Here is an 18677-nt window from a genome sequence, read left to right as displayed (position 1 = left end):
CGTGCCCGCCGCCTCTGCCGACATGACCGCCACTGTCGTGCCCTGCCCGCTGAAATTCCCCGAGTTGGATCTGCGCTGGACGATCCGCGAGAATCCGCTGCGCCACCGCGTATCCGACGCGGCGGTGTTCACCATCGGTTCGGGGGGTTTCGCCACTCGGGCCGTGGCGGAAGAAACCGGCGTGGACACTGCCGGTGTGCTGGCCGTCGGCGTGTATGCGGGCACCGGGCCGGACCAGCATCAGCTCGAGGGCCCGGTCTGGACCCGACTGGATCTCGATCCTTCACCCGGCTCGGCCGAATGGATCCTGGATTTGCGTGCCGGAGTATTGCATCGCATCGAGGCCGCCGCGGATGGCGAGTACCACAGCCTCCGATTCGCCTGCGCTCATCGGCCGGGAGTGATGGTAATGCGAGCGCACGCAGCGCAGGCTCGGTTGCGGCCGGGACCGCCGCTGGGCCGTCCCGCCGTCGAGCCCGGCGTCAGCACCGTGGACATCCCGGTGCGGTGGTCCGGCGTCGATGATGAAACATCCTGTCTGCGCACCGAATCGACATCGGGTGCGATCGTCGCTGTTGCGGTGCAGCGGGTCATGAACGATCGGTTGGACCGAGTCGTGGTGTGCACGACCGATCGACCCGGCGGAATGAGCAGTGATCGTGCGCTGCGGCAGCTGCGGCACGCGTGGGAGCACGGTGTGGATGGTCTGCTGGCCGCGCACCGAGCGGCGTGGGCGCGGCGGTGGGAAATCGTCGGGATCGACCTGCCTGACGACCCCGAGGTCGAGCTCGCGGTGCGGTTCGCGCTGTTTCAGCTGCAATGCAACGCCGACGCGCACGGCGAGTCCGCCATCGGTGCGCGCGGGATCTCCGGGGCTGGTTACCGGGGTCATGTCTTCTGGGACGCCGATGTTTTCGTGCTGCCGGCGATGGTGAGCATTGACCCCGAGGCTGCGGCGGCGATGCTGGCCTACCGGCTGCACCGCCTGCCCGCCGCGCGGGAACGAGCCCGTGCCGAGGGGTATCGCGGGGCTCGGTTTCCGTGGGAGTCGGCGTCGGACGGCACCGATGTCACACCCCACAGCGGATTCCTCGGCGGCACGCAAATTCCCATTCTCACCGGAGCGAAGGAGGAACACATCACCGCCGATATCGCCTGGGCAGCATGCCATTACGCCGAATGGACAGGAGGCCCGGATTTCACCGAGACCATCGCGCGTGAACTGCTCACCGATACCGCCCGTTACTGGGCCTCGCGAGTACGGCTGGATACCAACGGCCGCGCCCATATCGACGATGTCATCGGTCCGGACGAATATCACGAATCGGTGAACGACAACGCCTACACCAATGTCATGGCTCGCTGGAACCTGCGCCGCGCGGCCCGACTCACCCCCGTAAATCCCATGGAGGCAGAGGAATTCGCCTCCTGGCGCGAGCTGGCTGACCGCCTCCTGGATCAGCGGCGGCCCGACGGCCGTTATGAGCAGTTCACCGGTTACTTCGCGCTCGAGCCACTGACCGCCGCCGCGGTCGGTCCGGCGCCGATGGCGGCGGACATCCTTCTCGGTCGCGACCGTGTGGCGGGGTCCCAGTTGCTCAAACAGCCGGACGTGCTGATGCTGCACCACCTCGTCCCCGAGGAGGTGGAACCCGGATCACTGGGCGTGAATCTGGACTACTACGGACCACGCACCACACACGGCTCGTCGCTGTCGCCAGCGGTGATGGCCACCCTGCTGGCTCGAGCGGGCCGACCCGACGACGCACTCGAGATGCTGCGCGTCGCACTGCGCTTGGATCTGGAAGACCGAACCGCCATGACCTCCGCCGGACTACACATCGCCGCTCTTGCCGGGGCGTGGCAGGCGATGTTGATCGGATTCGCCGGGGTATGGGTGCGTGGCGGGGTGCTCTCGCTGCGGCCCGCCTTACCCACCCGATGGTCGCAGCTGGGGCTGGCGTTCCGCTGTCTCGGACGTCGGATCCGCCTCGACCTCACCCATAGCGGTATCGGAATTCGCACCGACGGCCCGATCCCGGTGACGATCGGCGATCGGCGCAGGGTCGTCTCCGGCGAATCCTGGTGGCCCTCAATCGAGAAGGAGTGACGATGAACAAGGTTCTGACCCGCCCCGAGCCCCAGGCGCTCGCGGTTGCCCGGGCGCTCGCGGACATCGCCGCGGCGCAGGTGGAGGTCTGCTCGCCCGAGGCGTCCGACGACGATTATCTGCACGCCCTCGCCGACCCCGATGTGGCGCTCGGTGTCCTCGCCGGCGACGACGACGGGTGGGCCGTACTGCAGGGCTGTGACAAACCGGTGGTTCTCGTTCCCGAGCACGCTCATTCAGCGGAGGCGATCAAGCGCGTGCTCGTACCGCTGGACGGCACCGACGAATCGGCGCACGCCGTCGCTGAGACCGTGCGGCTGCTGCGGGATGCCGGGTCCGAAATCGTTGTGCTGCACGTCTTCGACCGTCAGACGGTGCCCGCGCACTGGGATCAGGCGGCGCACGCCCGCGAGGCGTGGGAGGAGGAATTCCGTGCCCGCTACTGCGTACCCCATTTCCCCGGCCCACGTCCGACGATCACCCTGCGCAGTGGCCGGCCCGGCAACCACGTAGTGGACGTCGCTGCCGAACACGCGGACATGATCATCCTCGGTTGGTCGCAGCAATTGCATCCCGGGCGCGCGCAAACCGTGCGGCAGACCGTCTCCCACGCGTCGGTACCCGTCATGTTGATACCGATGCCGCCCGCCCCGGTACCCCGGCCGACACACTGATCACCGCCATGGGGAGATCCCACGGCAGCCTGACGCTCCCCACGACGTCACGGACGCTGTGCCCGGGTTACCGGTCATCGAAATGGATTTCGTCTGTGACGTCGGCGACGGCAATCGCCGCAGGGACCTCAGGGGCTCGGTGGCTGATTGCCTGCCGCCGACGCGGGCTGTCGTGTGAGGACTTCCGACCTCGGTGCGGCGACCGATTGTCCCTATTCCCGGATTTCACCAGCGGGACACAGTGGGTATTCGGAAGCGAACATGAGTGGGGAGGCGGCGGGAGACGACGATGAGCAGACATGCCAGCCCGCCACCGCAGGGTGACCGGCCGACACCGCCGCCGCAGCAGCAGCGTCTGACGTGGCGGTTATGGCTGTTTCCGGTCGCCATGCTGATCGTGGTGCTCGTTGTGTCGATATGGTCGCCCGGACTGCGGACGTCCAAGCCGAACTCGGTCGGCCTCGGCTACAGCGAGTTCCTGTCCGACGTCGACTCGCATCAGGTCAAAACCATCACGATCGAATCGTCCGGCAAGGCTTCGGGCGCCCTGACCGACGGGCGCGACTACACCACCACGATTCCCGCCCAGGCCGGTCCCGCGCTGCTGGACCGAATGGAAAAAGCCGGTGTGGCCATAGCGGCGACCCCACCGGCGAACACTACGTCGGTGGGGTCGCAGGTGTTGTCGTGGGTGTTGATCATCGGCCCGTTCGCGTTCCTGTTCTGGTGGCTGCTGCGTATGGGGCGCCGTGGCGCGGGCCAGTTGGGGACGGCGATGGGGGTGGGCAAGTCGAAGGCGAAGGTGTTCGATACCGAGCGGCCGGGGACCACGTTCGACGATGTCGCCGGCTATTCCGGTGCGAAAGCGGAGGTCAGCGAGGTTGTCGATTTTCTGCGGGCGCCGGAGCGGTATCGCCGTGCGGGCGCGGTCGCTCCCCGCGGGGTGTTGATGATCGGACCGCCCGGGACCGGTAAAACGTTGTTCGCGCGGGCGGTCGCGGGGCAGGCCGAGGTTCCGTTCCTGTCGGTGGCCGGTTCCAGCTTCGTGGAGATGTACGTCGGTGTCGGGGCCGCACGGGTGCGTGACCTGTTCGCCGAGGCCCGCAAGCGGGCCCCGGCGATCGTGTTCGTCGACGAGATCGACGCGATCGGATCGCGCCGAGGTGGGTCGGGATCGATGGTGGCCAACGACGAGCGCGAACAGACCCTCAACCAACTGCTTTCGGAGATGGACGGTTTCGACCCAGCCGTGGGCATCGTCGTGCTGGCCGCCACCAACCGGCCGGAGGTGCTCGACCCGGCGCTGCTGCGCCCGGGGCGGTTCGATCGGCAGGTCACCATTCCGCTGCCGACGCTGGCCGAACGCGCATCAATTCTGGCGGTGCACTGCCGCGGCAAACATCTCGGGCCGGATGTCGACATGCAGGTCATCGCCCGTGGCACGCCCGGGTTCTCGGGTGCGGATCTGGCCAACCTCGCCAACGAGGCCGCGATCTGCGCCGTGCGCGACGATCGCGAGGTGATCCGCGCCGCGGACTTCGACACGGCTCGTGACCGTATCCTGCTCGGCCGCCGCGAAGGATCGAATGTGTTGCTCCCGGAGGAGAAATACGCTGTGGCCGTTCATGAGAGCGGGCATGCCCTGGTCGCCGCGCTGTCCGAACATGCGGATCCGGTCGCCAAGGTCACCATCCTGCCCGCCGGGCAGACACTCGGCACCACCGAGCAACTGCCGCTGGTCGAGCGCCACCTCTACGGGCAGGACTACCTCACCGACACCCTCGCCGTGCGCCTCGGCGGCCGCGCCGCCGAACGGGTCGTATTCGACCAAGGCTCCACCGGCGCGGCCAACGACCTGGCCCAGGCCACCGAACTGGCCACCAAAATGGTCCGCGAATTCGGTCTTTCCACCAGTCTCGGTCCGGTCGGCTACCCGCAGGGCGGATCGGTGTTCCTCGGCGGAGGCGGGGCGGAGCTGACGAGCCGTCCATTCGCCGAAGCCACCCAGGCAGCCATCGATGCCGACGTATCGCGGCTGCTGCGCGAAGCCGAAAATCGAGCCCTCGACCTGATCGAATCCCACCGCGACGCGCTACAGCGACTGGTCACACGGCTGCTGGAACACGAAACCGTCGACGGCACCGAGGTATACACGCTGCTGGGCGTCGCTGTTCCGGCCGACCGCTCCGGTTCTGTCCCCGCCGCCACCGTCGCACCCCATCGCGGTGCCCGAACCACGCCGACCCCCGTCACGAACGGCCGCCAAGTCCAGGCCCGGCATGCGATCGATCACACGCAAACGGGTACGAGCTGAAAGAAGAAAATTTCTCGAGCAAGGGCGCAATCTGCCGACCACGTGGGATCCAGACAAGCAGTCGAGCGTGTTCGACAAGGACGATCAGTAAGCGCCGCGGCTCTTGCGGTCCACGGGATCGTCGTCAGGCGAAAAATGCACCATCCGTTCGGTTTCGAGGTTGTTTTCGGCACCGTCGTGCTTGCTGTGCATGAGCGTTCGTGGCTGTTGATAACGCAGTTTGAATCGAAAGGACGAAGGCCACCTGGGCACGGTGGTGCGAAGTCGGTCACCTATCCCGTACTGCACGGTCTGTGGACCGGCGAAGTGGATGATCGTGCGGCATCGAATCGACGGAGTCGGATGCTGGATTCGTCGGTCCTCGGAAACCGAGGACTTAGGGCCGCTTGCGATTTCCTTGCGATTAAGAGGAGTATGAGAATGGTCTGGTGTCGGTTCGCTGATCGCCGGATCATCGAATCCCCGTCGGGGCAGGGGTAGTAATTTCATTTTCGATTCGCCGCGGCGGTCGAGTCCTCGTCGTGGTCGCAGGCGGTCACGGGAGCGCACGCGATTGCGGGGTGGATCGACTCTTCTCGATAGCAGGTGAAGATCATGGGAATCGCGAAATGGGCTGCGGCAGTAGTGCTCTCGGCTGCGGCGCTGGGTATCACCGCGGTCACCGCTCATGGCGAGGTGGGTGTCACCACCCCTGCCGTGAACGGGTCGGATCAGGGCGTTGCCTACACCACCACGCTGGCGCGGGATCGATCGGCGGTGACGACCACGTTGGCATCGGGCCGGTTCGTGGTCTCTCCGGACGGGACGGCGGCAACGGTGCTGTCGCCGACCGGTGAGTCCGTCGGCGCGGTGCCGCTGATGTACAACGTGGCCGGACACCAGGTGAGGATGGTCTCGCAGGTTGATCAGGCCGGGACGACCCTGACAGTGCGGCCGACGAATCCGGCCGACATCAGCGCGCCGACACCGGGGACCGTCGCTCTGCAGAATATCGCCGATGCCGGGACCATCATTGCTGGTGTGGCCATCGGCTGTGCGGTCGGCGTGATTATCGGCATCGGGTTCTTCGGTGTGGGTGCCGTCGTCGGTTGTCTCGTCGGCGGTCTGATCGGCGGCATCATCGCGGCCAACCAGCCGTGACATCAATTCTCGCGACCGCTGCCCCCGTTCCCAGAGTGTGATTCAGGTTCGTCGCGATGCTGTTCGGATCGAGATTGCCGTCGTCCAGTCCCTCGATCGTGGTTCAGTGTCCGCCCTCGCGAGTCGGTGGGCACCGTGACCGGAACATCTCTGCGGGAACGTAAATGGGTTGATCATCCGACCGTGCGTCATCCGACACCGTGTCCCGCCGTCTCCAACCTGGTGTTGGACGCAAACAATAAGAATGTCGGCACTAAACATGTTGGGCCCCAACAGTTGTCTGTCCGGCGTCCTGGATTCGGTATGCGGCAGCCACGTGCGAGACGGGTAGATTGATGGGCCCCGGTAGCGGTGGCGGAGGTTCACTCCGCCTGTATACCGCCCACGGCGCACCCGGGTTCCGTACCCTTGAAGTCGTGAACAACCCGGGGGAACCGCCGCGGGCCGACGACAACCCGTCTGGTGATGCACCAGCATCGGCCCACGATGAGCACCGGACCCCGATGGAAGGGGCCGAACTCATCGCCGAGCTGAAAGCCGCCGAGCAGCAGGCCGAAACCGCCCGCGCGGAAGAGGCCGAACTCATCGCTGAACTGAGAGCTGCGGAGCAGCAGGCCGACACCGCCCGCGCGGAAGAGGTCGAACTGATCGCTGAGCTGAGAGCGGCTTCCAACCGCCCCCTATTCCACTTCGACCTGACCCGATTCCTGCTCGTGATCATCGGGGTCATCGTCCTCGGTGTGCTGGTGATGCTGTATGTAGTGCTCGAATTCCACGGCATGTAGTGCTCGAATTCCACACCGACACGCAGGTTTCACCACGACCTATCCAGCTGAGGCATTGAGTGCCCATAGTCGAGCCGATGACAAACACCGGAATGCTGGTGGCTGGGCGTATGCCGAGGGGAGCGGTACTCGGTTATAGGGGCGAGGTCGTGGTCCGGCCTGGGCGGCCACCGCGCGGCGGTTCCGATATCGAGCACTTCGCGGCCCCCGCGCCGGCCCGAGGTGCTACCGGGCCGATGTGGTTTCGCGACGGACGCGACCAGCCACCCAGACTCCGGCACCGACCGCTGCGGCCACCGGCCAGGACAGCAACCCAGCCAGCGCCATTGCCCCGAGCCCGACAACACTTTCCGACTCCCGTTCGGTGATCCGCTTTGAGATCCGCGATTCCACACGACGTACACGCGCAAGGCATTCGGGTGGACGATGAGCGATGCCGGACCCGGCTACACCACGGTCGAGGCGGTGGATGGAGGTCTGGGTGGTGGCATCATGCAGACGCGCGAGGGTGTACCGCCCTACGTGACCGTGTATGTGCGGACAGCGGATCTGGATGCGAAACTCGCCGAGATTCAACGGCTCGGCGGCACGGTGGTCGTACCGCCGACGCCGATCAGCGACACCATGTCGTTTGCGTTGTTCTCCGATCCCGGTGGGGCGGTCGTGGGGTTGTTGCAGACTGCGGAGGTTCGATCATGACGCGGGAAACCGTTCTGGTGGTTTATGGTTCGGAGCGCGGCGGCACCGCCGAGATCGCGCAGTGGATCGGCGACGCGCTGCACCAGGCGCACCTCTCGGCGGAGGTGAAATCCGCTCGGGAGGTCCGCTCGCTCGGCGGATACGGCGCGGTAATTCTCGGTGGCGCGCTCTACTCCGGTCTCTGGCACCGCCACGCGCGCGGCTTCGCCCGCCGATTCACCCGTCAGCTGCGGGAGCGACCCGTCTGGGTGTTCGGCAGCGGGCCGCTCGACCATTCGGCCGATCAGGCGAACCCGGAGAAGATCTTCGGCGCGGGCGCGGTCCGCAAGGCCGCCCAGCGCCTGAACGCCCGGGACTACACGATATTCGGTGGCCGCCTCGAACGCGACGCCCGCGGCTTCATCGCCTCGGCCATGGCGAAGAACCAGGCCGGCGACTACCGCGACCGCGACCGAATCCGCGCCTGGGCGAAGGGCATCGCCGACGAATTGTCTCGCGCGCCATGAGCTGCCCGACGAGTTTGGCGATGCGGGACAATGTAGTTCACAGCCGAGGTCGATGACTCCGGAGGTGCTCTCGCGCCGACTCGCCGTCGGAGGCACCGTAGTCGCGGGCATCGGCCTCATCGACACCGCGATCGGCCGAAACTGGGATCTGGTGGTCCTTTTCGGAGTGATCGTCGCGCTGGGACATCGAACTCCGGTATCGCGCGGAGTCGGATGCCTGCTCGCGGGCCGACGTCCAGGACTTCGAGCCGATTCCGCGGAGCGCTGTGGTTCGGATGGTCAAGGAGCCGCCCGGGCCGACGACGCTCGGCACACGCTGGCAACGAGTGGGTCGGGGTCGCGTCTGGCTGTTGGCTGCACGTCGAGAACGTCGTATCGGAGGTGAATGAGTCGTACCGGCTCGGTATCGACTTTCGCTCCCTGTGGCTTACCGGGCGCTTGACCTATGACATCGAGCCAGTGGTAAGCGGAAGCATCCTGCGCCACCGTGAAACCCTACGACCGCGCGCACTTCTCCGGTGGCTGAGACCGCTGGTCGGACGCAGGCTACGACCGCGGCTGGCCGAACGCCTGGTAGACATCAAGACGATCCTCGAGGAGTCCACGTAGGTACGCCCCGATAAGAGATACGGCGGGATCGCTACTCCGGACAGCCTTCCACCATCCAGGCGCGGAATGCCGCGAGGTCTTCGTTCGTCCAGCGACGGTCGCACGGCATTGCCCCGTCCCGAAGCTTCTCAAAGATGGCTTCGGCGTTTTTCGCCACATCCTCGTAGTTCCACAGATCGAGCGCCCACTCCATCCGATTCCGGTCGAACGCACGGAACTTAGGCTTGATGTTCTTCTCGAAGCTACCCATGTTCTCTCCGATCAAGGGGCTGCGCACGGCATCGAGTCTGCCGCCCTGTCATTTGCGAGGAGACAACCACCTCGTGGCCCGGCAGGCCGCCGCCTACCGTTCCCCTTCGAGCACGAGCGGTCGGACACACCGCCCCAGCTCTCGCTCACTCACACTCCGAGAGTGTCACGCGTCGACCACCGCAGACAGAGACCAAAGCCACCAAACGCCCCTGTGTCGCATCGACTTCCGGACATGCGGTCATGGACCTTCGGCATCTGTTGTGCGGTCAGAGGACGTGGTGGCGCTGCAGGTAGGTGAACGATATTGAGCCGAGTGTGGCGGGCAGCCAGAATGTGGCCAGCCGGTAGGCGAGGACCCCGGCGATGGCGGGCGCGCTGGCGACGCCGCCGACAGTGAGACCGGCGACCAAAGAGGCCTCGACCACCCCGAGCCCTGCGGGAGTGGGGCTGGCGGCTCCGAGCGCGGTACCGCCGAGGAACACCGCGGTAACCAGAGCCGCCGATGAGTGGCCTCCGAATGCGTGCACCGAAAAGCCCAGTGCCGCAATGTAGGCGACATTCGTTGCGAGCTGGCCGCCGAACAGCAGTGCGGCCTGCCGGGGCCGACGGGCGATGACGGCGATCGCAGCGGCAGCACCGCGAAGTTCGTCGAGCCAATCGGGTCGATGGATGAGCAAAGCGACCGTGACCCCGAGGACGGTCATGAGGGCGACGAACCCGATCAGCAGACCCCATCCGCCGGGTAGCGCGGATGCGAGCAGCAGCCTGGTGTGACCGAGCCACAGCCCCGCGCCGAGCAGTTCCAGAAAGTGCAGGGCCACAGCGGAACTCACCCAGACCGCGACGACGGCCAGCGCGGTGGGGCGGCCCAACCCCGATCGTTCCAGGTAGCGTTCGTTCACGGCTGTGGCGCCGAGCCCGTAGGGGGCCAGCCGGTTCGCGAACGAGGTGGCCAGCTGCACGTTGACCGTGCGGCCGAGCGCGAGCGGCTTCGGGCACGCGCCTATCAAGGCCACCGCGGAAGCGACGTACGTGGCGGCCGACATTGCCGCAGCGCCTGTCAGCCACGGCCATTGTGCGTCGCCGAGCGCGGCGATCGTCGCGCCGAGCTGGCCGAGCTGGGGAAGGAGAACGTAGGTGGCGAAGACGGTAGCGAGGATCCAGCCGATCGTGCGCCAGCGCACCCGTACCAGGACTTCGGGTTGCACTATCGGCTGGTCGATCGTTTCGGCGACTGTGGTTCGCAGTTCGTCGAGCAGGCCGTGCCGGTGGCGCACGGCGGACCGGGTGGCCGACGCCAGTGCCAGCGGCTGGAGCAGGGGTGCCGCCTCCTGCAGCGCTTGTTTGCCCAGCACCTGATATGCCGTCGCGACGGCACGCGGCGCGCCCACCCGCAGGCTCATCGAGGCCAACAGCTCGGCCACATCGGTGGCGAGGCGATGATCGGACGCGCTGGTCTCGCCGAAGCCGAAGTCGACGATCCATGCCGTGCCCTGGGCGTCGACGAGGACATTGGCCAAGCGCAGGTCCCGGTGAGCGATACGGGCCGCACGCATCAGCGCCAACTGGCGCCACACGTCGCATAACGTGTCCTCGGAGATCGGTTCGGGCGCTGAGCGGGCGAGATTATGCGCCGGAATACGGGTTTCGGCCATCCAGGCATCGCCGGTAGTGGCGACTCCGACGCCGACGACCTCGGGCGTGCGGACCCCGGCTCGCCGCGCGAGCAACGCGAGGAAGGCTTCATGTTCGGCCTGCTGTTTGGGTGTGGCGAAAGGGGATTCGTCTTCGACGGCACGAAACATCGAGTGCCGAAACAGCTTGAACAGCAGATCGGCATTTCGTTCGTGGTAGCCGATGATCTTCACGAACAACTCGCCGGTGTCCTCGGTGGTGACCACGAACGGCCGGGAGCCGCGCGAATCGACCCGTACCGGATTCACGGTGACCGGGCGCAGTCCGGCGGCGCTGAGCGCGGTGTGGACCAACGGTATTTCTGCGCGGTGTATCGGTGCGCCCCATAGCAGGTGTAGTACCGCGGCGACCGACCAGCCCAGTGCCGCGCCACCGAAGATGTCCAATACCAGATGCGCGCCCATGAACACCCGTGCCACGGCGACCGTCGCCGCCCCTGCCCAGACGGCTCGCCGCCACGGTCGCGGCAGCCATGGGCCCGCCGCTGCGGCCATCGCCGCCGCGACCGCCGCGTGCCCGGAGACGAATCCGAGTCCGCCCTGTTGGCTGCGCAGTACCAGCTCGTGCAGCAGGACATCCGGACGTGCTCGTCCGACGAGATGCTTGACCCCCAGCGCCGCCACATAGGCGAGTCCGCCGGCGACAGCGATATCACGGGCGAGCCCGACCCGCCGACACAGCAGGGCCGCACCGGCTGCGACACCGACCGCCCCGATTGTCCCGGCCTGCATGACGACCCACAGCACCGGTGTGATCCAGGTCGGTAGGTCGTTGATGAGATGGAACAGGTCCATCTCCAGGCGCGGCACCTCGGTGTGGTGTGCCAGCAGCGACGAAATCACCAGTGCCGTAATCCCGAGTAGCAGCCGCACGGCATCGCCGGGGTGGCGGCGAAGAAGACGGCGGCGAGACACGTGCGTTTCCGCGGTGGTACCGGCTGCGGTTGGCTCACGCGTTGTGTCGGTCGCCATGCTGGGTCGTCCTTACGTCGCTGGGGTCGGATTCTTCCAGCGACCCCACGAAGCTCGACAGAGACTTTGGGCTCATACCCGAGGGCTTGATGGCATCGTGCCGGTACTCGCCGGTCGATGAGGTTGTCCGAGCACAAGAGTGAGCAGTGCACCGAGCGTGATACCGACCGCGGCGCCACCGAGCACATCCAGAGGACCGTGCGCACCGAGATAGATGCGGGCTGTTGCGGCCAGTGCTGCGATGGTGAAAACAACACAGCGCCAACCGCGGTCGAGGTAGGGGCTCACGAGCGTCGCGATGCCGAACAGAATGACGGCGTGACCGGAAGGGAACGACAGTCCAGTCGGCGGCACGTTCCGCAGGATCGCGTCCGGCACGGTCGCACCGGGCCTGGAATGTTGTACCAGGACCTTCAGAATGTCGAACTCCACCAAAAGTTTCGCGGGAATCAGCAGGATCAGCGCAACCGCGAGCCGGAATCGGCGAGTCGCAGCAGCAGCGACGGCGATCACGGCCGGTGCGCCGAGCACGCCGACCAGCTGCACGAGCCACAGCGGCCGGTACAGGTTGTCGGGCCAGGAATTGATATAGCGGAAGACTTTCTGGTCGAGGGCGTCGAAGATTCTTGATGTTGTCGCCCACGCGATGAGCGTTGTCGCGATCAGTCCTACGGCTGCCGCACACATGTCCCCGCGCCTGCAAGTCACCTTCAACCGTCGCATTCGTGTCGAGCTGATATCTCATTCAATTGTCCTGTGGACGGGCACATTTTGCGAATAACCTGTCCGAGGGTCACGGCGACCTGGTGTGGTAGATGACTGCCGATGGTGTTGAGCCCGGCCTGGAAGCTGAGGGAGATCCGTTGGTCGGCAGGCTGTCGTTGCGCAGTGTCGGCAGTAGGTGCGCTTGGTCTCGCGTAGGGGCGTCGGCCGGGAGTATCAGCACCGAGCAGGGCGCGTGGAATAGAAGTGCATGGGCGAGATCGTCCAGCTTCGTGGTTCGGTGATCAGGCCTGTAGTGGCTGACCACAACGAGCTGCGCGCCGACCACCGAGGATCTTCCGCCGTATTCTGCGGTCCGTATCTCGAGAGTTCTCGTCGATGCGCAGCTGCGACCGGCGCTGGCGTCCGTAATCACCGGCGAATTACGATGCTGTTCCTGACAGCTAACGACACAGAGGGCTCGAAGTTGAGATCGCCGACATCTTTTTCGCTGACCGCCGCTGTGCTGCGTTTCCAGGTGCACTCGCCTTCTCTGACCACGGTTCCGCCCAGGTCAACTCCGGCCGGAATATTGCGGATTACGAGGCATGCTGAGAGTGACTTGCCAGCCGCGTTTCTGGTCGTAAACCAGCTCTCCGTGGCAGGACGCGACAAGTCCGCGGTGGTGGGCGGCATCGAGCAGGTCGCTGTATCGGTCGGTCATGGCCTTGGTCAGTTCTCCGATGCGGGTTCCTTCGAGCCGGACTTCGATTGCTTTGGCGCCACGATATTTCCCGCGTTGAATGATGCAGTAGTCCAGGGTGAACAGGGCATCGGTGTGGTTCCGATGCCGGGTGGCGTACGAGCTGAGGATTTCCTGATGGGCTTCCTCGCCGGTGACGACGCACGCCCATTCGGCTTTGAACATGATCTCCGTGTCGGTAACGTGTGCGAACGGTCGCTGGTCCGCAGGTTCTGTCGATGCAAAAAGCGACGTCGCGGTAGCCAGGTGCAGGTAGATGCCGTAGAACCGCCCTGCTCCGCCACCGGTCAGGCGGCCTGGGCAGGTGCCGATTTTTCCCTGGGCGCGAAGCTCGAGCAGGTGGGGCTGATATTGGGGCGCTATCGCTCGGGAGAGGTAGCCGACCGTTACCGATTGTCGATCGCTGACGAGGACATCGATGCGTACCGCATTCCGGTCGTGGGGATTCTGCGGTTCGGGAATAAGCATGGCTCTGACCGGACCGTGATCGGCGAATTCATGACCGAATACTCGCCCGTTAGCGACGAGACTCAGGGCTGGTTGGTAGTGTGATTCGCCGACTACCGCTAGGCGTCCGTCGTCGGACAACTCGACCAGGTCGGCATCGATGGTGCTGTAGCCGGGGAAATCGTCGTCACCGTTGTCTCGGTAGGCGAAGATATCGCCGCTGGCAGGTAGTTCGACGTGGCTGGCCTGGTGATCGGGTACTCGGTCGACAGAGAATACTCGCGCGGTCGGGTGACCATCCGTGGTTTCGGATTGTGGTGGTTGAGGTGGGACTGCCGGACGGGTGTACGGAGTCCAACTCCTACCGTCCCACCAGCGAATTTGTCCCGGCACGGTCGGCTCCGGATACCAGCCCGGGGGCGGGCTTTGGGGGTGCGGTTCGTTCCGCACTGTTCGAGCGGCCGGTCGGGTCAGCCGAGCCAACATTCGGGATATCCGCATCGTGTTCCCCATTCGACCGGCTCTTGACCGGTGGTGAGTCGACGCATCGGCGACGCCGATGGTGTCCATTCCATCGGATCGTCGGCGGCACCGTTACCCACTTGTCGGTGCGGAAACCGGAAAGACGATGCGTGTTCCCAAGTGGAATGGAATGGTCCTGCCGGGCGCGCCAAGAACTCGGTTGCGGTATCCGGCATGCCCTGCCCCACCTCCTTCTTGAGCAGCATTACTCCGGGACGGCCGCGCCCGATGCGGGCGAAGGGCCTCTGTCCGAGGACCAACGGCCCTGCCGCGCGGCGCTTGGGGAGCCGCTGCGCCTGTCAGCCAGGGGCGTCGGGGGCCTACTTCACCCGCGTCGGCGGCGGGCAGCTCGAAGGCGCTTCGGCCCAGAGCAATCCGACGAGGCCACAGGAGCGCTGAGACAATAACGTTGTTCTCCCGGGACTTCGTCCGTCGCACACCACGCTCGTAGATGGCGGCTCGCCCTCATACGCAAGCACCGGCCGTCCGAATTCGAGGAGAGGGCGACGGCGGTGACTTCCGACCTCCGCCCGGGTTGCTCCCGGCCCTATCGGGCGACCCGCCGATTCACGTGAAATCAGTTCAGTCAGAGCTCATTCCGACCTCAGGAGTATTCGTATGACGCGGTCGTACGACGATATTCATCATTTGGCTTCGGCTCCCGTCGTGGTCGGGGTGGACGGTTCGGACGCCGACGAGTTGGCACTGGATTGGGCCGCGGCGACCGCCGCTCGGCGCGGCCGTGAGGTAAGGATCGTGCACGGGATGTCGCTGGAGGGGCTGGTTCGGTCGTACGGCCGAGCGGACCAGTGGGTGGCGCCGACGCTGGATGCGATCCGAGACCATGCGAGCGCGCTGGTGGAACGATCGGTCGAGCGGATTCGGCAGGCGCAGCCCGGAATTCGAGTCCGCGCACAGCTGTACGAGTCGGCTGCGGCCGGGCTGTTGGTTCGCGAGAGTGCGCACGCCAACCTGTTGGTTCTCGGTCGGCACGGCGAAGCCGGGATCGGTGGGCAATGGGGTTCCATCCTGCTGACGGTGACCGCGCATGCGAAGGGGTCCGTTGTGGTGGTTGGGGCCGATCTCGATCGGAGCGTGCAACGCCAAGGCCCCGTAGTGGTCGGGATCGATGGAAGCCGGGTGAGTGAGGCCGCCACGGCCGCGGCGTTCGAGGAGGCTTCGGCGCGTGGGGCCGAGCTGGTGGCCGTGCACATCTGGAGCGACCTGGACATCGGCTGGTTCGAGGGTGTCTCTGATCTGATCGTGCCGGTGACCACCATCGGCGAGACCGAACGGGAGGTCCTCGCCGAGCGACTGGCGGGCTGGCAGGAGAAGTATCCCGACGTGAAGGTCCGTCGCAGGCTGTATTCCAGCGGCCCGATCGCGGTGCTTGCGCACTGGTCGGGGCAGGCGCAGCTGCTCGTCCTGGGCAGCCGCGGCCGCGGAGGGTTTTTGGGCATGCTGTTGGGGTCGACCTCGAATACGCTCGTGCGTCAGGCGAAGTGCCCGGTCATGGTCGTTCATCCCACCGAGTAGCGATGAGGAGACGTCGACGTGTCCGATTATCGCGCCAGGTCGCGCACCGACGCCGCGGCGACCGAGCCGAGCACGCTGATCAGGCACACACCCGCGACGAGATTGATGGCGGCGGCCGTGGCGATTTGGGCGCTGGACTCGGCAGAAACGGTGAACGGCAGAATCACCGCGGCCGCCGTGGCCAGCGCGGTGATCCAGTAGAAGAAGGTGAGTGGGCTGGGCATGAATTCCAGCAGCAGATGCAGCAGTCCCGTTGCCAGCAGTGTGATTCCGGCGGCGCCGAGCGCGTAGGTGGTGGTGTTGGCCGTGCCGTAGGCGCCTTCGCGGGCAGGGGCGAGTATGGGAATGGCGAAGACTCCGCGGACCCGCGGCGCTCGCCCACCGCATTCGATGAGACCAGCGCGTCCGCCCTCTTCGGACAGTACTGCCCGAGCCGGGCTGCGCCGATGTGGGCTAAGGAACTCTGTTCGGAGGCCAGCGGTCCGCTCGCGGGGCGACCACCGGACCTATTCACCCGTGGGGCAGCAGCGGACGCTGAATGAATGGAGGTTCCGATGCTCGGTCGACGCGCCGAGGCGGCCTGCGACGACGACGTATGGATCGATGCCGGTGCGGTCGAGCTGGCAGGTCATCTCACCATTCCCGAACGACCGCAGGGGCTGGTCGTATTCGCTCATGGAAGCGGCAGCAGTCATCACAGCCCGCGCAATCGGTACGTCGGGGAGGTCCTCGTCCGGGCAGGCCTGGGTACCTTGCTGTTCGACCTGCTGACCCCCGAGGAAGAACACGACCGGGCCCACGTGTTCGACATCGACCTGTTGGCACATCGACTGGTCGAGGCGACCCGCTGGCTGCATGGCGATCGCCGCGCCGCTGGGTTGCGGATCGGCTATTTCGGTGCCAGCACCGGTGCGGCCGCGGCATTGCGCGCCTGCACGGACCCGCGGGTCGACATCGCCACGGTGGTGTCGCGAGGCGGACGCCCCGATCTGGCCGGCGCCGATCTGGCCGCCGTGCGCGCGCCGACGCTGCTGATCGTGGGAGGTGACGATCCCGTGGTGATCGAACTCAATCGCCTTGCCGCGGAGCAGATGTCGTGTGAAACCGTGCTGGCGATGGTTCCGGGCGCGACACATCTGTTCACCGAGCCGGGCGCACTCGAGAAGGTCGCCGAACTGGCCCGCGACTGGCTGCTGGCACAGCTGTCGCCGGGCGTTGTCGCACCGTGAAGGGAGAATCCGCATGCAAGCAAAGCCGGGGGACTGGCTGATCGTGGGAGCCGTCGGCGGTACGCCGCGCCGGAGTCTGATCGAACAGGTGCGCGGCGTCGATGGCGAGCCACCGTATCTGGTGCACTGGACCGATACGGGCCATCGCGCGCTGACCTTCCCCGGGCCCGACGCCCATGTGGTGAGCGCCGCCGAGCTCCGAGCGCAGGAAGAGATTGCCGCCGCACAATTCTCATCGATGCAGCGCACCCCGGCTGATTCCTAGCGAACCTGGCCGTCGGGTGAGACCGGCCACTGGAACTCGATATCGACCTTCATTGTGGTGCCGTTCTTGGACGGCTTGATCTCGAACTCTCTATGTATCTGGTGCGGGACCGTCAGGGTGATCTCGGCATCGCCGGTGCCGTAGTCCAGGTCGCGGCCGGTCTCGAGACGGTTCGCGAGGCGATGCAGTTCGGCGGCCAGCTCGCCGCGGGTGAGCGTGGTGTGTTCCTCGTACAGTTTGCGATGCGACATACCAGTCAGTAGACCGGTCGGCCGGGACGCAGCGGGAGAGGCGAAATGCCCACCCCGAGGCGGCCGACGGTCCTTCCCACAGAATCATCGGGTTTCGTGGCCTTCGGTCCGTGAATGGATGAGTGGGTGGAAGACTCCAACGTTCTCCGGTTCCGGCGGCGGGAGATGGGTGTCGTCGGTGCGGGCGGTGAGCCGGTTGTGCACGGCCACGACACCGTCCACAGCCTCGGTGAGCACGGTGATGATCTCGATCATGCTCTGGCGTTCAACCTCGCCGGTCAGCGTGACCACGCCGTCGACGATCTCGACCGAGACTGCGCGGCGGGGCACGCACATGGCGCGGGTGAATACCTCGGTGCGGATCTCGGCGACCAGCTCGTAGTCCGGGCGCAGGTAGACCGACAGAAGATCCTTGCGGCTCACGATGCCGACGAGACGACCGTCGACGTCCAGCACCGGAGCGCGTTTGACGTCATGGCGAGCCAAGGCGGCCGCGGCGGTGGTGAGATGATCGGGTGCGGAAACGGTGACCACCGGGCTGCTCATCAAGTCGGCGGCCGTCCGCGCGACACCGGAACGCGCGAAAGCGCCGTGCAGCAACAAGTGTCGGATCCGGCCCGGGACAGCGCCACCGGCACGTGCCTGCCTGCCCAGCAGGTCGGCCTCGGTGACTATGCCTACGACGCGCCCATCCGCGTCCAGCACCGGTACGCCGCTGACGTCGTGGTCGCGTAACGTACGCACGACCTCCCGGAACGGGGTGGTGGTGGTCACGCTGATCACATCGCGGGTCATGACGTCGCAAATTCGCTTGTGTTTCATGATTCCTCCCTCGAGAGGCTGCCGTGGAGAGGCGCAGTTGCCGTACTGGATCGAGGGTGCGTTCGTATTCGGTGCATCCGCCAGAGGCGTCGTTCCCGCAGATGATGTGACGAATGTCCCGCGCTCGCCCCGCAGTGACGTCGAGGCGGATTGCCTTGCACACAAGAGGCTTTCGCCGTCGATCCTCAGGCCGGGCCCGCTCGCCATGGACCGACCAACGGCACTTCCGGCACCCCGGTGCCGCGCGGTGTCCTGAGATCACGACCGACACCGCCGATCGGGTCGGGGGTTCACCCCACATCGTTCACGGCGCGCAACGTGGCGAGCCCGATTCACTCGAGGAGTAGCAATGCGCATCGGATTGATTGCGCCGCCGTGGGTTCCG

At 66.0% G+C, this 18677-nt stretch carries 16 protein-coding genes and 1 pseudogene; 10 read left to right on the top strand and 7 right to left on the bottom strand.

The features are described 5' to 3' along the window. The first annotated feature begins 22 nt into the window (after positions 1-22). The 7 genes from NP4_RS22445 (at position 23) to NP4_RS22415 (ending at position 8228) form a co-directional block, all read left to right on the top strand. On the top strand, positions 23-2110 hold the full coding sequence (locus tag NP4_RS22445) for a glycosyl hydrolase family 65 domain-containing protein (RefSeq protein WP_082876134.1): 2088 nt from the start codon (positions 23-25) through the stop codon (positions 2108-2110). Positions 2111-2112: 2 nt separating this feature from the next. Next, positions 2113-2784: a universal stress protein gene (locus tag NP4_RS22440; protein ID WP_068001106.1), complete on the top strand. Its 672-nt coding sequence runs from the start codon at positions 2113-2115 to the stop codon at positions 2782-2784. Between the two features lie 289 nt (positions 2785-3073). Next, positions 3074-5098 (top strand): ATP-dependent zinc metalloprotease FtsH, encoded by a 2025-nt coding sequence (ftsH, locus tag NP4_RS22435; protein ID WP_082876121.1) that lies wholly within the window; start codon positions 3074-3076, stop codon positions 5096-5098. A gap of 594 nt (positions 5099-5692) precedes the next feature. Further along, entirely contained in the window at positions 5693-6238 is a 546-nt protein-coding gene (locus NP4_RS22430; RefSeq protein ID WP_068001099.1) for a DUF8020 domain-containing protein, read from the top strand. 416 nt (positions 6239-6654) lie between these two features. Next, the gene (locus NP4_RS22425; RefSeq protein WP_147288107.1) at positions 6655-7023 is read left to right on the top strand and encodes a hypothetical protein; all 369 of its coding nucleotides are present in this window, start codon (positions 6655-6657) and stop codon (positions 7021-7023) included. A gap of 426 nt (positions 7024-7449) precedes the next feature. Beyond that, on the top strand, positions 7450-7722 hold the full coding sequence (locus tag NP4_RS22420) for a VOC family protein (RefSeq protein ID WP_068001094.1): 273 nt from the start codon (positions 7450-7452) through the stop codon (positions 7720-7722). Continuing rightward, positions 7719-8228, top strand: a complete 510-nt coding sequence (locus NP4_RS22415; protein WP_068001091.1) for a flavodoxin domain-containing protein — start codon at positions 7719-7721, stop codon at positions 8226-8228. The genes NP4_RS22420 and NP4_RS22415 overlap by 4 nt, the downstream gene beginning before the upstream one ends. 640 nt (positions 8229-8868) lie before the next feature. Here the strand turns inward: NP4_RS22415 and NP4_RS22405 are convergent. The 4 genes from NP4_RS22405 to NP4_RS40105 form a co-directional block, all read right to left on the bottom strand. Further along, positions 8869-9114, bottom strand: a complete 246-nt coding sequence (locus tag NP4_RS22405) for a hypothetical protein (protein WP_068001087.1) — start codon at positions 9112-9114, stop codon at positions 8869-8871. 241 nt (positions 9115-9355) lie between these two features. Beyond that, positions 9356-11698: a flippase-like domain-containing protein gene (locus NP4_RS22400; RefSeq protein WP_245998725.1), complete on the bottom strand. Its 2343-nt coding sequence runs from the start codon at positions 11696-11698 to the stop codon at positions 9356-9358. A 129-nt stretch (positions 11699-11827) separates the two neighbouring features. Further along, on the bottom strand, positions 11828-12442 hold the full coding sequence (locus NP4_RS22395; RefSeq protein WP_068001081.1) for a phosphatase PAP2 family protein: 615 nt from the start codon (positions 12440-12442) through the stop codon (positions 11828-11830). 589 nt (positions 12443-13031) lie between these two features. Further along, complete coding sequence (locus tag NP4_RS40105) at positions 13032-14237, bottom strand: DUF2510 domain-containing protein (RefSeq protein WP_082876119.1); 1206 nt, start codon at positions 14235-14237, stop codon at positions 13032-13034. Between the two features lie 570 nt (positions 14238-14807). Between NP4_RS40105 and NP4_RS22380 the strand changes: the two genes are divergently transcribed. Then, positions 14808-15725, top strand: coding sequence for a universal stress protein (locus NP4_RS22380; protein ID WP_068001071.1), 918 nt, complete (start codon positions 14808-14810; stop codon positions 15723-15725). 26 nt (positions 15726-15751) lie between these two features. Here the strand turns inward: NP4_RS22380 and NP4_RS42715 are convergent, their stop codons facing one another. Beyond that, positions 15752-16066 carry a DUF6069 family protein gene (locus NP4_RS42715; protein ID WP_255285536.1) on the bottom strand — a complete coding sequence of 105 codons (315 nt, stop codon included), beginning with the start codon at positions 16064-16066 and terminating at the stop codon, positions 15752-15754. Positions 16067-16309: 243 nt separating this feature from the next. Here NP4_RS42715 and NP4_RS22370 point away from each other — a divergent pair. Beyond that, positions 16310-16954 (top strand): annotated as a pseudogene (locus tag NP4_RS22370) (dienelactone hydrolase family protein); the annotation flags it as partial. A 13-nt stretch (positions 16955-16967) separates the two neighbouring features. Next, positions 16968-17219, top strand: coding sequence for a DUF1918 domain-containing protein (locus NP4_RS22365; RefSeq protein WP_068001062.1), 252 nt, complete (start codon positions 16968-16970; stop codon positions 17217-17219). Here the strand turns inward: NP4_RS22365 and NP4_RS22360 are convergent. Then, positions 17216-17470 (bottom strand): amphi-Trp domain-containing protein, encoded by a 255-nt coding sequence (locus tag NP4_RS22360; protein ID WP_068001059.1) that lies wholly within the window; start codon positions 17468-17470, stop codon positions 17216-17218. The genes NP4_RS22365 and NP4_RS22360 overlap by 4 nt on opposite strands. 84 nt (positions 17471-17554) lie before the next feature. Further along, positions 17555-18292: a CBS domain-containing protein gene (locus NP4_RS22355; RefSeq protein WP_068001055.1), complete on the bottom strand. Its 738-nt coding sequence runs from the start codon at positions 18290-18292 to the stop codon at positions 17555-17557. Positions 18293-18677 lie beyond the last annotated feature (385 nt).

It is taken from the genome of Nocardia pseudobrasiliensis NBRC 108224 (genome assembly GCF_001613105.1).
Classification (GTDB): Bacteria; Actinomycetota; Actinomycetes; order Mycobacteriales; family Mycobacteriaceae; genus Nocardia; species Nocardia pseudobrasiliensis.
Note: the sequence above shows the minus strand (reverse complement) of the source record. Positions and strands in the feature narration are given on the sequence as shown.

What these genes read in the sequence shown, in the direction of transcription:
- NP4_RS22445 (WP_082876134.1), top strand. Translation starts at nt 23, where the DNA reads ATGACCGCCACTGTCGTGCCCTGCCCGCTGAAATTCCCCGAGTTGGAT.
- NP4_RS22440 (WP_068001106.1), top strand. Translation starts at nt 2,113, where the DNA reads ATGAACAAGGTTCTGACCCGCCCCGAGCCCCAGGCGCTCGCGGTTGCC.
- ftsH (WP_082876121.1), top strand. Translation starts at nt 3,074, where the DNA reads ATGAGCAGACATGCCAGCCCGCCACCGCAGGGTGACCGGCCGACACCG.
- NP4_RS22430 (WP_068001099.1), top strand. Translation starts at nt 5,693, where the DNA reads ATGGGAATCGCGAAATGGGCTGCGGCAGTAGTGCTCTCGGCTGCGGCG.
- NP4_RS22420 (WP_068001094.1), top strand. Translation starts at nt 7,450, where the DNA reads ATGAGCGATGCCGGACCCGGCTACACCACGGTCGAGGCGGTGGATGGA.
- NP4_RS22415 (WP_068001091.1), top strand. Translation starts at nt 7,719, where the DNA reads ATGACGCGGGAAACCGTTCTGGTGGTTTATGGTTCGGAGCGCGGCGGC.
- NP4_RS22395 (WP_068001081.1), bottom strand. Translation starts at nt 12,442, where the DNA reads ATGTGTGCGGCAGCCGTAGGACTGATCGCGACAACGCTCATCGCGTGG.
- NP4_RS40105 (WP_082876119.1), bottom strand. Translation starts at nt 14,237, where the DNA reads ATGGACACCATCGGCGTCGCCGATGCGTCGACTCACCACCGGTCAAGA.
- NP4_RS22380 (WP_068001071.1), top strand. Translation starts at nt 14,808, where the DNA reads ATGACGCGGTCGTACGACGATATTCATCATTTGGCTTCGGCTCCCGTC.
- NP4_RS22365 (WP_068001062.1), top strand. Translation starts at nt 16,968, where the DNA reads ATGCAAGCAAAGCCGGGGGACTGGCTGATCGTGGGAGCCGTCGGCGGT.
- NP4_RS22360 (WP_068001059.1), bottom strand. Translation starts at nt 17,470, where the DNA reads ATGTCGCATCGCAAACTGTACGAGGAACACACCACGCTCACCCGCGGC.
- NP4_RS22355 (WP_068001055.1), bottom strand. Translation starts at nt 18,292, where the DNA reads ATGAAACACAAGCGAATTTGCGACGTCATGACCCGCGATGTGATCAGC.